Here is a 12,952-nt window from a genome sequence, read left to right on the forward strand (position 1 = left end):
AAACGGACAATTTATATTGTCCGTTTTTAGTTGTTATCACATTATATCACTTCAGTTTTTATTTTTCAAAATATTTTTTACATTTTCACAAGCTTTTCTTCTTCAATTTCTTTAGCCTTCTGAATCGCACGGTATATAGAATATCCACTTACTTCTTGAAACTCTTTATCAATTTTCTTTTCTTCTGCTTTCGATGGAACAATCTCTTTAAAACGACGATATAACCCCATTAATTCTTCTCTTATAATTCCTTTTTCATATGCTTTCTCAATCGCTTCATAAAACTTCACAATTGTAACCATTTCCTCATTTGACCAATCATAATCTAACGGATATTGATATTCCATTTTGCACCTCATTTATCATTTCTTCTTATTTCAATATGCTATCTTAAGGTTTTTTTTCCTCTTCACTATAGCCACTTTGCATTATACACTATTTATTCCTTATGAAGGAATTGTCTTCCTCTATAAGTTAATTGGAAATAACTATTTAACATACGCACTGTAAAAATATTTTTTCTATACATCTATAATTATTGGTGATATAATGCTTTTGTTTTATAGAAAATAAAGTGAAGCTCCCATCTCAAAAAAGCTTTTGTGAATGGCAGAAAAACAAGTCTCATTCTAAAAAAGAACGTAACTTTTTTAGAACAAGATTATATAAAACAAACTCTAATAAATATTAAAAAAAGAAGGGGTGTATAGATTGTCCCAATACGAAACACCATTGTTTACCGCTTTAGTTGAGCACAGTAAGCGAAATCCAATTCAATTCCATATTCCAGGGCATAAAAAAGGACAGGGCATGGATCCTGAATTTCGCGAATTTATTGGGCATAATGCATTAGCAATTGATTTAATTAATATTGCGCCGCTCGATGATTTACATCATCCAAAAGGTATGATTAAAGAAGCACAGGATTTAGCAGCCGCTGCATTTGGTGCGGATCATACTTTCTTTTCTATTCAAGGTACAAGTGGCGCAATTATGACAATGGTGATGAGCGTTTGCGGTCCTGGTGACAAAATACTAGTACCACGAAACGTGCATAAATCAGTAATGTCAGCTATTATTTTCTCAGGTGCAAAACCTATTTTCATGCATCCTGAAATTGATCCAAAACTTGGTATTTCACATGGAATCACAATTCAATCTGTCAAAAAGGCACTTGAAGAGCACTCAGATGCGAAAGGCCTACTTGTTATTAACCCAACATACTTTGGCTTTGCTGCGGACTTAGAACAGATTGTACAATTAGCACATTCTTACGATATCCCTGTACTCGTTGATGAGGCTCATGGTGTTCATATTCATTTTCACGATGAACTGCCGATGTCAGCGATGCAAGCCGGTGCAGATATGGCAGCAACAAGTGTTCACAAATTAGGTGGGTCTTTAACGCAAAGTTCTATTCTTAATGTAAAAGAAGGCCTTGTGAACGTAAAACATGTTCAATCTATTATTAGCATGCTTACGACTACATCAACGTCTTACATCTTGTTAGCCTCCCTAGATGTCGCTAGAAAACGTCTTGCTACAGAAGGAACGGTACTCATAGAACAAACAATACAATTAGCGGAACAAGTTCGTGATGCTATAAATGATATCGAACATCTTTACTGTCCAGGGAAAGAAATGCTAGGTACGGATGCTACTTTTAACTATGATCCTACAAAGATAATTGTATCTGTAAAAGATTTAGGTATTACAGGCCATCAGGCTGAAGTATGGCTTAGAGAGCAATATAACATTGAAGTAGAGCTCTCAGATTTATACAACATACTATGTCTTGTCACTTTTGGGGATACAGAAAGTGAGACAAATACACTTATTGCAGCATTACAAGATTTATCAGCAACATTTAAAAATAAAGCTGATAAAGGTGTTCAAGTGCAAGTAGAAATTCCAGAAATACCTGTTTTAGCACTTTCTCCTCGAGATGCTTTTTATTCGGAAACAGAAGTCATCCCATTTGAAAATGCAGCAGGTCGTATTATAGCTGATTTCGTTATGGTTTATCCGCCAGGGATTCCAATCTTTACTCCGGGGGAAATTATTACACAAGATAACTTAGAGTATATTCGTAAAAACTTAGAAGCAGGTTTACCTGTACAAGGTCCTGAAGATATGACATTACAAACATTACGCGTGATTAAAGAGTACAAGCCTATCAGTTGATAGGCTTTTCTTTCACCCTTTTGGCCTTTTATCATACGATATTATGTAATGTAACGTATAGGTGGGGATACTATTATGATTGTAATAGGCCGTTCTATTGTACATCCTTATATCACAAATGAATATGAGCCATTTGCAAATGAGAAACAACAAATTTTATCTATCATGGCAGGAAATCAAGAAATCTATTCCTTCCGAACATCTGATGAACTCAGCTTTGATTTAAACTTGCGCGTTAATATTATTACTTCTGCATTAGAACTTTTTCAAAGTGGATTTCAGTTTCGCACATTTCAACAATCTTTTTGCAACCCTCAGTATTGGAAAAGAACGTCCCTTGGAGGATTCGAGCTCCTTCCAAACATACCCCCTTCCATTGCCATACAAGATATTTTCAAAAACGGAAAACTATATGGAACTGAATGTGCCACCGCAATGATTATTATTTTTTACAAAGCTTTACTATCATTGTATGACGAAGAAACCTTCAACCGTCTCTTTGCAAACCTTTTACTTTATACGTGGGACTACGATCAAGATTTAAAGCTCATAACAAAGACGGGTGGCGATCTTGTCCCAGGTGATCTCGTTTACTTTAAAAATCCACAAGTGAACCCAGCTACAATCGAGTGGCAAGGAGAAAATACAATCTATCTAGGAAATTTCTTTTTTTATGGGCATGGCGTAGGTGTAAAAACAAAAGAAGAAATTATATACGCGTTAAATGAACGACGAGTCCCTTACGCTTTTATTTCCGCTTTCTTAACCGATACTATTACCCGTATCGATAGCCGTCTTATGAGCTACCACGCTTCTCCTAGCACACCACAGACATCCATAGGATTTATTCCGATTAGAGATGATGCAATTGTTGCAACAGTTGGCAACACAACTACAGTTTATTAAAAAAAGCACCTACATATGTAGGCGCTTTTTTTATTTAAGCTTTTGAATGTTCTTTATGGTCACAGTCGCAATGAGATCCACATTTCCCGTATAGTACTGTTGATTTTTCATCTTCAAAATGTCCGATTGTTCCTTCACATACTTGGCATACGATTGTTCCCATTTTTCATTTCCCCCTGAGTTTTAATAGTAATCTATTTATTTATCATTAAGCTTTCGCATTATCCCTACTAGCACAGTCACAATTTGTTCCGCATTTTCCGTAAAGCACTGTCGTTTTTTCATCTTCAAAATGTCCGATTGTTCCTTCACATACTTGGCATACGATTGTTCCCATTTTTCATTTCCCCCTAAGTTTATGGTCCTAAAAACTTTCAGCTGTCCATTTCCTATCAATTATTGGGCTTTTGTATGCTCTATGTGATCACATCCGCAAGATCCACATTTCCCGTAAAGTACCGTTACTTTCTCATCCTCGAAGTGTGCAATTGTACCTTCACAATCTTGACATACGATTGTTCCCATTTTTCATTTCCCCCTAAGTTTATAATCCCAAAAACTTTTTGTAACCGCTTAACTTTCTGTCTTTATTTTAATATGTTATACTTTTTGCGTCAATAGGTTTTTAGTATAACACATTAAATATTTTAATTTTAAATTAGTATGCGATATTTAAACAAAAAAACAGCCATATTTATACGTACGACTGTTTTACATTATTTATTCTTCGTATTCCGCATGCAAAGATGTAGATGGAACTAGAAATGAGAAGAACTGAGCTAACTCAGCTGCTTCCTCTTCTGAACCTAATTTGAACACTTCCTGCAAATGTTGAACATTCTCTACATCATCTCGTCCAAGTAAAGTAGACCTTCCTGTTTGCATGCAAACAATAAGTGGCTTTCCAAAAAACATATTTGTATAAATAACACCAAAATCATAACGAGTATCATGTGTCATAAACCCCAAAAATCGTACCTTCACACTTTCATGCTCATCATACAATTTTTCAAACATCGGTTTCCACCTTTCTACATCACCTTTCATTAGTATATTAAACAAAAAAAGGAATACTCCTTTTAATTGTCAAAAAATTCAGCAGGATGTAGAATGAGAGTATTCTACTAAGTTAGGGGGAACTTATATGCAACATGCCTTTATTACGCTTGTACCTAAATCCAACCAACAATCTGTTTCAATAGATGATATAAAACAACTTTTTCATTATTATAAAACAGTTACTTCCAAAACTGGTGTTCAAATTAATTACGCTTATACAAATACCGCTTTTCCGTATGAAATTTTAGATACATCAGCAACAACATTCAAACTACAATCTACTCACGATCGATATGACTCCATTTATGTTGGTGTCGGTATAGAAAAGGAACAAACTTATATTCAAGTTTCTTTACCACCTAATGCAACATTTGGTGATAAAGGAAAAGCAAATGAATTTTGCCGTTTTCTAGCGAAGAAATTAGAAGGAGAGTTAAAATTATTTAATGGAAGAACAATGTATTTCTATAAACGTTAATTTAAAAAATAGAAAATATAATTAAGAAAAGTATGCAATTTGAACACGTAAGGAATAATGCCTGCTTTCTAATTTGCAATACAAAATATGCGATCACATATGCTAAATAAAGAAATACAAAAAATAGAATAACTTTATAATGCAACTTATCACCATTTGACAATGATAATACAACGGAAAAACCACTCCATAATAAAAAATGATAAAATATAACATGTAATATTCTCATGGAACCTTCTCCTTTGACATGCTCTATTTTATTACTATATGGGATTAAGTTTGAATCAATTACATATTACACGAAAGCATATATATGGCTTTTGGATTTATATATGTTCTAACAATTCAATTAAATTATTATATATTCATTCGACAAGTACGTATAAAGACCTTGCAAGCCACTTTTATTATAAAATAAAAAATAGCCCATCTCTTTAAATAAGAGATGGGCTATTTTCATTACTTAAATTATTTTACAATGTGAATTGGCATTCCAAGAGCAACTTCAGCTGCTTCCATTGTGATTTCACCTAATGTTGGGTGAGCGTGGATTGTTTGAGCGATATCTTCTGCTGTCATTCCAGCTTCGATAGCTAAACCAATCTCAGAAATAATATCAGAAGCGCCTGCACCTGCAACTTGAGCACCTACAAGAAGACCATCTTCTTTACGTGTTACAAGTTGTAAGAAACCGTCAGTGCTGTTTAATGATAATGCACGACCGTTAGCAGCGAATGGGAACTTAGATACAGTTACAGTCATTCCAGCTTCTTCAGCTTGTTTCTTAGTGTAACCAACAGATGCTAATTCTGGATCAGTGAAGCATACTGCAGGAATTCCGATGTAATCGATAGCTGACGCATGGCCACTAATTGCTTCTACAGCTACTTTACCTTCGTAAGAAGCTTTGTGAGCTAATGGTGGTCCAGGAACGATATCACCGATTGCATAGATGTTTGGTACATTTGTACGACATTGCTCATCGATTTCGATGATGCCACGGTCAGTCATTTTAACTCCAACTTGCTCAAGACCGATTTCTTGAGTGTTTGGACGACGACCTACAGTTACTAATACGTAATCTGCTTCTACAGTTTGGATTTCACCTTTAACTTCGAAGCTAACTTTTACGCCAGTTTCTGTTTCTTCAACGCCTTTAGCCATAGCTTTTGTATGGATTGTTACGTTACCTTTTTTCTGTAGAGCACGTTTAACAACAGAGCTCATAGCTTTTTCGAAACCAGCTAAGATTTCGTCGCCAGCTTCTACTACAGTAACTTCTGTACCGAAGTTAGCATATGCAGTACCTAATTCCATACCGATGTAACCGCCGCCGATTACAACAAGTTTTTTAGGAATTTCAGGTAAGCTTAAAGCACCTGTAGAGTTGATAACACGTTTAGAGTATTTGAATCCTGGAATTTCGATTGGTGTAGAACCAGTTGCAAGAACAGCATTTTTAAACGTATAAGTTTGAGCTGCATCTTCAGTCATTACGCGTAATGTGTTAGCATCTACGAAGTAAGCTTCACCGCGAATGATTTCAACTTTGTTACCTTTAAGAAGGCCTTCAACACCGCCAGTTAATTTCTTAACTACGCCGTTTTTCCATTCTTGAACTTTTGTAAAGTCAACTTTTACGTTCTCTGCAGTGATACCCATGTCATCAGAATGCATTGCATTCTCATAACGATGACCTGCATTGATTAACGCTTTTGAAGGAATACATCCAACGTTTAAGCATACGCCACCAAGGTTAGCTTTTTCAATGATCGCTACCTTTTGACCTAATTGTGCTGCACGAATTGCCGCAACGTATCCACCAGGACCTGCACCAACAACGACTGTATCTAATTCAATTGGGAAATCTCCTACTACCATTGTTATTACGCCTCCATTACTAATAATTGTGGGTCATTCAATAGACGTTTAATTTGGTTTAATGCTTTTTGAGCAGTTGCGCCGTCAATTAAACGATGGTCAAAGCTTAGAGATAATGCTAATACTGGAGCTGCAACGATCTCACCGTTTTTCACAACTGGTTTCTCAGCGATACGGCCGATACCAAGGATTGCTACTTCTGGGTGATTGATAACTGGAGTGAACCATTGTCCACCTGCAGAACCAATGTTTGTAATTGTGCAAGAAGCGCCTTTCATTTCAGCAGGAGCTAAACGACCTTCACGTGCTTTACCAGCAAGATCATTGATCTCGTTAGAAATTGTGAAGATAGACTTGCGATCTGTATCTTTAACAACTGGTACTAATAGACCTTTGTCTGTATCAGCTGCGATACCGATGTTGAAGTAATGTTTATGAACTACTTCTTGAGAAGCATCATCTAAAGAAGTGTTTAACATTGGATATTCACGTAATGCAGATGTTAAAGCTTTAACAACGTATGGAAGGTAAGTTAATTTAATACCTTTGTCAGCTGCAACAGCTTTGAACTTCTTACGGTGAGCAACAAGTTCAGTTACATCTACTTCATCCATTAATGTTACGTGAGGAGCTGTATGTTTAGAGTTAACCATTGCTTTCGCAATTGCTTTACGGATACCACTCATTTTCTCACGAGTTTCTGGATATTCACCAGCTGGGATTGGTTGTGCTTTTGGTGCTTCTTCTTTCGCTGCTGCTGGAGTAGCTTCTACTGCTGCTGGAGCCTCAGTTGCTGCTACCGCTTGTCCACCATTTGCAAATGCATCGATGTCAGCTTTTACGATACGACCGTTCTTACCAGAACCAGCTACTTTATGAATGTCTACGCCGTTTTCACGAGCATATTTACGAACAGATGGCATAGCGATTACGCGCTCATTTACTACTTCTGCAGTTGCTGCTGGAGTAGCTTCAGCTTTAGGAGCTTCTTCTTTTGCTTCTTCAGCTTTAGGAGCTTCGTCATGATCGTCGCCTTTAAATTTAAGGTTTTCGTATCCAGGAGCATCAAATTTAATTAATGTATCTCCAACTACTGCAACCGTACCTTCTTCTACAAGTACTTCAAGTACTTTACCTTTAACAGGAGAAGGAATTTCTACTACTGCTTTATCATTTTGTACTTCAAGAAGTACGTCGTCTTCGTTTACTTCGTCGCCTGGTTTAATAAACCATTTTACGATTTCACCTTCGTGGATACCTTCACCGATATCTGGTAGTTTAAATTCAAATGCCACGGAATTCAGCCCCCTGATTCATTTCTTTATTATGGAATATGGCAAAAGAAATCAGCATGTGCTGATTTCTTTTGCACATGAATAAGTAAAAATTAGAAGTTCATTACTTTGTTAACAGCTTCAACAATATCTTTGTGGTTTGGTAACCATACGCTCTCAGCTTGAGAGAATGGGAATACTGTATCAGCAGCTGCAACACGTACAACTGGAGCTTCTAAGTTTAAAATTGCACGGTCGTTAATTTCCGCTACAACGTTAGCTGCAATACCAGCTTGTTTTTGAGCTTCTTGAACTACAACTACGCGGCCTGTTTTTTCAACAGAAGCGATGATTGTTTCGATATCTAATGGTTGAACTGTACGTAAGTCAACAACTTCTAAAGAGATACCTTCTTTTTCAAGTTCTTCAGCAGCTTTTAATGCAGCGTGAACCATAGCACCGTAAGCGATAACAGATACATCTGTACCTTCACGTTTGATGTCAGCTTTGCCTAAATCAATTGTGTATTCGCCTTCTGGTACATCTTGACGGAATGAACGGTACAATTTCATATGCTCTAAGTAGATAACTGGATCGTTGTCACGAATCGCAGAGATTAAAAGACCTTTTGCATCGTATGGAGTAGATGGAATAACAACTTTTAGACCAGGTTGTTGAGCCACTAAACCTTCTAAGCTATCAGCATGTAGTTCAGGAGTATGAACACCACCACCGAATGGAGAACGAACTGTTACTGGAGCAGTCCAACGTCCACCAGAACGGTAACGCATACGAGCTAATTGACCAGAAATTGAATCCATTACTTCATAAACGAAACCGAAGAATTGGATTTCTGGAACTGGACGGAATCCTTCAAGTGCAAGTCCAACTGCAAGTCCACCAATACCAGACTCTGCAAGTGGAGTATCCATTACACGGTCTTCACCGAATTCAGCTTGTAAACCTTCAGTAGCACGGAATACACCGCCGTTTACACCAACGTCTTCACCAAACACAAGTACGTTAGGGTCATTTTTCATTTCAACGCGTAAAGCATCAGTGATTGCTTGAATCATTGTCATTTGAGCCATGGCTTACTTCGACTCCTTTTCTTTGTAAATTTCATATTGTTCAGCTAAGTTGTAAGGCATTTTTTCGTACATGATTTCCATTAAATCAGTAACTTTTTGTTTTGGAGCTTGGTCAGCCTTAGCAATTGCTTGTTTGATATCTTCTTTTGCTTCTTCGATTACTTTCTCTTCAACTTCTTGTGACCATAGGCCTTTGTTTTCTAAGAATGCACGGAAGCGTACGATTGGATCTTTTTGTTCCCATTCGTTCTCGATATCTTTTGTACGGTAACGAGTTGGATCATCACCAGCCATTGTATGTGGACCGTAACGGAATGTTAAAGTCTCGATTAAAGTAGGACCTTCGCCATTTACTGCACGCTCACGAGCGAAAGCAGTTGCTGCGTATACAGCTAATGGATCCATACCGTCTACTTGAATTCCGTAAATACCTGCTGCTACTGCTTTTTGTGCTACAGTTTTAGCTGCAGATTGCTTTTCTACTGGAGTAGAGATTGCATAACGGTTGTTTTGTACAACGAAGATTGCTGGAGCTTTGAATGCGCCCGCAAAGTTCATACCTTCATAGAAGTCACCTTGTGAAGCACCACCGTCACCAGTGTAAGTAATTGCAACAGATTTTTTACCACGTAATTTCATACCTAACGCAACACCAGCAGTTTGGATGATTTGCGCACCGATGATGATTTGTGGAGCAAGTGCATTTACGTTCTCAGGCATTTGGTTACCCATGAAATGTCCACGAGAGAATAAGAATGCTTGGTATAATGGTAAACCGTGCCATACTAATTGTGGCACATCACGATATCCTGGTAAGATGAAATCTTCTGCTTCAAGTGCGAAATGACTTGCTAATTGAGAAGCCTCTTGTCCAGCTGTTGGTGCGTAGAAACCTAAACGTCCTTGACGGTTTAAAGAAATAGAACGTTGATCTAGTACGCGAGTATACACCATACGGCGCATTAATTCTTTTAATTGATCATCAGATAATTCAGGCATAGCTGCTTCATTCACAACTTCGCCTTTTTCATTTAAAATTTGTAATGTTTCAAATTGAGCTGCGATAGCTTTCATTTGCTCATCAACATTAAATAGGGTCTTTTTTGTTTTAGTACCCATTCCGTTCACCTCTTCCTCTCTTGAACCATATTCTGAAACGCTTTCACTACCTATTAGCTAGATGGAAACCGCAACAATGTAAACCAACAAATTTATTTGTCGGTTGAGAATAATTTTGTGTACCTAACAATCTGTACTAATGTTTTTTCAGAAACATATTAATACAATCTTGATCACGTTTTTTAGTTTACAACTATTCTAATTACGATGTCAATTACTTTGAATACGTTTTTTTATAAATAATCTGCAGGTTTCTCCCACACAAACGTGTTTTTATTTTTCACATCTGTATTAGTAAGCATTAACCTACTGTTATATTATTCCCTTTTTAACTTGTTTTTTCTCTTAGAATAATATGTAAACGATTTAATTCCCTTTAGTTTTTCTCTCTTCTTAGCAAAAATATACAAACTCTTCTTCCTTTTATAGGTAATTACCCATACATTTCTACTCTTCCCTCCATACATTATAGTAACCGCAGTATTAGCGGGAAATGATAAAGGAGGTCATCTCATGTACGGATATTCATATTGCTATCCAACTTGTTCATATCCTTCCTACGGTTATGGCGGTTCTTGTGGTGGGTCTGGACGCGGCTTCGCCTTAATCGTTGTGTTGTTTATTCTTTTAATTATCGTTGGTGCTGCTTGCATTCGCTAATGTAAAAATGAAACAACTATGGAAAGAAAGAGACGGCTCTGCCGTCTCTTTCTTTTTATTCCTACATAACCGATCTATCTTCCCCTTACTTGCCGATGACTTTTTCCATCTCCTTTGGTAGACTAAAAGGGAAAGGAGAGATTACATATGCTTACAATGAAAGATGTAATTCGCGAAGGCGATCCTATTTTGCGAAACGTTGCAGAAGAGGTAGTACTACCAGCGAGCGAAGAAGATACAAATACTCTTAAAGAAATGATTGAATTTGTAATAAATAGCCAAGATCCTGAAATGGCTGAAAAATATAGTTTACGCCCTGGAATCGGATTAGCGGCTCCGCAAATCGGTATTTCAAAAAGAATGATTGCGGTTCATGTAACAGATACGGACGGTACGTTATATAGTCATGCATTATTCAATCCAAAAATCATTAGCCATTCTGTTGAACGTACATATTTACAAAGTGGTGAAGGCTGTCTATCAGTAGACCGTGAAGTACCTGGTTATGTCCCTCGTTATACAAGAATTACAGTGAAAGCAACTTCTATTAACGGCGAAGAAGTAAAATTACGTTTAAAAGGGTTACCAGCAATTGTATTTCAACATGAAATTGACCATTTAAATGGTGTTATGTTCTATGACCATATTAATAAAGAAAATCCATTTGCCGCTCCTGACGATTCAAAACCTCTGGAGCGATAGTAAAAAAGGCGGAATATACTCTTCCGCCTTTTTACTATATGAAATAGATTCCATATTCACTTATAGCAATCCAGCCCATTTTAAACCGTGATATATACCGTCTTCACTAACATCCTTTGTCACATGATTTGCAAGTTTTTTCAAGTCTTCATGCCCATTCCCCATCACAATACCTGTCCCAACTGCTTCAATCATTTCTAAATCATTTAAGCCATCCCCAAATGCATACACTTGTTCACGGTTAAATCCTAGCTTTTCAATGAATTTCTCAATCCCTTTTGCCTTAGAACCACCATTTGGAATAATATCCATTGAATACGCATGCCAACGAATAAAATGAAAGTCTGGGTACTGATTTATAAACTTTTCTTCTTCATTTACTTCACAGAAAAGAAGTGTTTGATAAATATTACGCTTCTCATAAAAATCAGGTTCATATGCCGGATGCTCAAAATGTAAACTTCCAAAACCTTCTTTCACATAATCATGATATTCCACTGATGCTCTCATTTGTTGATGATCAAGATATACAAGTGGATATCCTTCTTGTTTTGCAAACTGAGTAAACTTATGTAGAGCAGCTGGATGTAATGGGTTATTAAATACTACCTCATCTTCAAATACAACGTACTGTCCATTAAAGCTAACATAATTGTGGATATTAAGTTCCTTACGAATATCTTCGAACATAAATGGCGCACGTCCTGTCGCAATTGCTACATGCACGCCTTTTTCTTGTAACTGCCTTACTGCGTCTCGCGTAGATTGCGGAATCTTCTTATCATGATCTAATAATGTTCCATCAATATCAAAAAAGACAATTTTATCATTCATTTGTCAAAATCCTTTCTGTTACTCTATATTCCTATTTTGATTATCGCTTTTCAAATGCTAAAAAAAAGTATAACATATTAAACATCTGTGAAGAAAGCGTTCACTTTCTGACCTTATTTATGAAACCTGCATATATATATTAGTAAAAAATGTGGATACTTGTTCGTATGAATTTTCTTTTCTATTCTTTCTCATACTATAGCTATAACTAACGGCTACTAATCGTTACTATAGAATAACTTTCTCTGTATGAGAAAAGACAAGATTCAACATTCACTTTTATCCTCTTTCTTATATCAGAGACGGCGTTTTCACTAGTAATATGCATGTTTAAAATAAGGAAAGGAAGGAGTAATCATGCTGAAGAAGCTGAAGAAAAAGCTGAAGCGTTATTTAAAAGATCTAGTCCGTAAAAAGACGATCGCTTAAATTGTGCCCATTTCGGGCTTTTTCTTCATTCTCATTCGAAAAAACATGAAAATCGTGACTGTTTGCTTTATAATAAGTAACAGATAATGCAAAACATAGACAAGGAGAGGTTTTCCAAATGATTTTTAAAGTATTTTATCAAGAAAAAATGACTGAGGTTCCAGTACGTGAAAATACAAAAGTTTTATATTTAGAGGCTACGTCTGAGAAGGATGTTCGTACAAAATTAAATAAGTTCGCATATAATATCGAATTCGTTCAGTCTGTGACTGGCAATCATCTTGAATATGAAAAAGAAAACGCTGATTTAACATTAGCGGAAATCGTATAGCCAT

General features: G+C 36.5%; 17 protein-coding genes. 6 read left to right on the forward strand and 11 right to left on the reverse strand.

The window, feature by feature from the left end; translation table 11 throughout:
* Positions 1–77 precede the first annotated feature (77 nt).
* Entirely contained in the window at positions 78–347 is a 270-nt protein-coding gene (locus ACTFSI_RS02145) for a UPF0223 family protein (RefSeq protein WP_000456550.1), read from the reverse strand.
* Positions 348–711: 364 nt separating this feature from the next.
* Between ACTFSI_RS02145 and speA the strand changes: the two genes are divergently transcribed.
* Positions 712–2,184, forward strand: coding sequence for an arginine decarboxylase (gene speA, locus ACTFSI_RS02150; RefSeq protein ID WP_000084888.1), 1,473 nt, complete (start codon positions 712–714; stop codon positions 2,182–2,184).
* A 75-nt stretch (positions 2,185–2,259) separates the two neighbouring features.
* Complete coding sequence (locus ACTFSI_RS02155; protein WP_000635349.1) at positions 2,260–3,090, forward strand: protein-glutamine gamma-glutamyltransferase; 831 nt, start codon at positions 2,260–2,262, stop codon at positions 3,088–3,090.
* A 34-nt stretch (positions 3,091–3,124) separates the two neighbouring features.
* Here ACTFSI_RS02155 and ACTFSI_RS02160 read toward each other — a convergent pair whose 3' ends face one another.
* The 4 genes from ACTFSI_RS02160 to ACTFSI_RS02175 all read right to left on the reverse strand — a co-directional run bounded on the left by ACTFSI_RS02160 (position 3,125) and on the right by ACTFSI_RS02175 (position 4,107).
* Positions 3,125–3,253, reverse strand: a complete 129-nt coding sequence (locus ACTFSI_RS02160) for a GapA-binding peptide SR1P (protein ID WP_000536793.1) — start codon at positions 3,251–3,253, stop codon at positions 3,125–3,127.
* Between the two features lie 45 nt (positions 3,254–3,298).
* The gene (locus tag ACTFSI_RS02165) at positions 3,299–3,427 is read right to left on the reverse strand and encodes a GapA-binding peptide SR1P (RefSeq protein WP_000536805.1); all 129 of its coding nucleotides are present in this window, start codon (positions 3,425–3,427) and stop codon (positions 3,299–3,301) included.
* A 59-nt stretch (positions 3,428–3,486) separates the two neighbouring features.
* A complete protein-coding gene (locus ACTFSI_RS02170) occupies positions 3,487–3,615 on the reverse strand; it encodes a GapA-binding peptide SR1P (RefSeq protein ID WP_044790724.1) in 129 nt (42 codons plus the stop codon).
* A 195-nt stretch (positions 3,616–3,810) separates the two neighbouring features.
* Positions 3,811–4,107: a DUF3055 domain-containing protein gene (locus ACTFSI_RS02175; RefSeq protein WP_011040622.1), complete on the reverse strand. Its 297-nt coding sequence runs from the start codon at positions 4,105–4,107 to the stop codon at positions 3,811–3,813.
* Between the two features lie 127 nt (positions 4,108–4,234).
* Between ACTFSI_RS02175 and ACTFSI_RS02180 the strand changes: the two genes are divergently transcribed.
* Positions 4,235–4,627, forward strand: a complete 393-nt coding sequence (locus ACTFSI_RS02180) for a DUF1885 family protein (RefSeq protein ID WP_001163309.1) — start codon at positions 4,235–4,237, stop codon at positions 4,625–4,627.
* A 1-nt stretch (position 4,628) separates the two neighbouring features.
* Here the strand turns inward: ACTFSI_RS02180 and ACTFSI_RS02185 are convergent, their stop codons facing one another.
* From ACTFSI_RS02185 to pdhA, 5 genes are all read right to left on the reverse strand, one after another.
* Entirely contained in the window at positions 4,629–4,856 is a 228-nt protein-coding gene (locus ACTFSI_RS02185; protein WP_001221351.1) for a hypothetical protein, read from the reverse strand.
* Between the two features lie 239 nt (positions 4,857–5,095).
* Positions 5,096–6,508 carry a dihydrolipoyl dehydrogenase gene (gene lpdA, locus ACTFSI_RS02190; protein WP_000260111.1) on the reverse strand — a complete coding sequence of 471 codons (1,413 nt, stop codon included), beginning with the start codon at positions 6,506–6,508 and terminating at the stop codon, positions 5,096–5,098.
* A gap of 5 nt (positions 6,509–6,513) precedes the next feature.
* Entirely contained in the window at positions 6,514–7,803 is a 1,290-nt protein-coding gene (gene pdhC / locus ACTFSI_RS02195) for a pyruvate dehydrogenase complex dihydrolipoyllysine-residue acetyltransferase (protein ID WP_000863427.1), read from the reverse strand.
* Between the two features lie 92 nt (positions 7,804–7,895).
* Positions 7,896–8,873, reverse strand: coding sequence for a pyruvate dehydrogenase complex E1 component subunit beta (pdhB, locus tag ACTFSI_RS02200; protein WP_000068166.1), 978 nt, complete (start codon positions 8,871–8,873; stop codon positions 7,896–7,898).
* 3 nt (positions 8,874–8,876) lie between these two features.
* On the reverse strand, positions 8,877–9,992 hold the full coding sequence (gene pdhA, locus ACTFSI_RS02205) for a pyruvate dehydrogenase E1 component subunit alpha (protein WP_000536893.1): 1,116 nt from the start codon (positions 9,990–9,992) through the stop codon (positions 8,877–8,879).
* A 513-nt stretch (positions 9,993–10,505) separates the two neighbouring features.
* Between pdhA and ACTFSI_RS02210 the strand changes: the two genes are divergently transcribed.
* Together ACTFSI_RS02210 and def are read left to right on the forward strand one after the other, a co-directional pair.
* Entirely contained in the window at positions 10,506–10,652 is a 147-nt protein-coding gene (locus tag ACTFSI_RS02210) for a YjcZ family sporulation protein (protein WP_000274562.1), read from the forward strand.
* Positions 10,653–10,799: 147 nt separating this feature from the next.
* Complete coding sequence (def, locus tag ACTFSI_RS02215; RefSeq protein ID WP_000957059.1) at positions 10,800–11,354, forward strand: peptide deformylase; 555 nt, start codon at positions 10,800–10,802, stop codon at positions 11,352–11,354.
* 60 nt (positions 11,355–11,414) lie between these two features.
* On the opposite strand, the gene ACTFSI_RS02220 is transcribed toward def, so the two are convergent.
* The gene (locus tag ACTFSI_RS02220) at positions 11,415–12,188 is read right to left on the reverse strand and encodes a Cof-type HAD-IIB family hydrolase (RefSeq protein ID WP_000998290.1); all 774 of its coding nucleotides are present in this window, start codon (positions 12,186–12,188) and stop codon (positions 11,415–11,417) included.
* Positions 12,189–12,735: 547 nt separating this feature from the next.
* Between ACTFSI_RS02220 and ACTFSI_RS02225 the strand changes: the two genes are divergently transcribed.
* Positions 12,736–12,948, forward strand: coding sequence for a DNA-dependent RNA polymerase subunit epsilon (locus ACTFSI_RS02225; protein WP_000576444.1), 213 nt, complete (start codon positions 12,736–12,738; stop codon positions 12,946–12,948).
* The last annotated feature ends 4 nt before the right edge of the window (positions 12,949–12,952 follow it).

It is taken from the genome of Bacillus cereus group sp. MYBK101-2, from assembly GCF_051918845.1.
In the GTDB taxonomy this organism is placed as follows: Bacteria; Bacillota; Bacilli; order Bacillales; family Bacillaceae_G; genus Bacillus_A; species Bacillus_A paranthracis.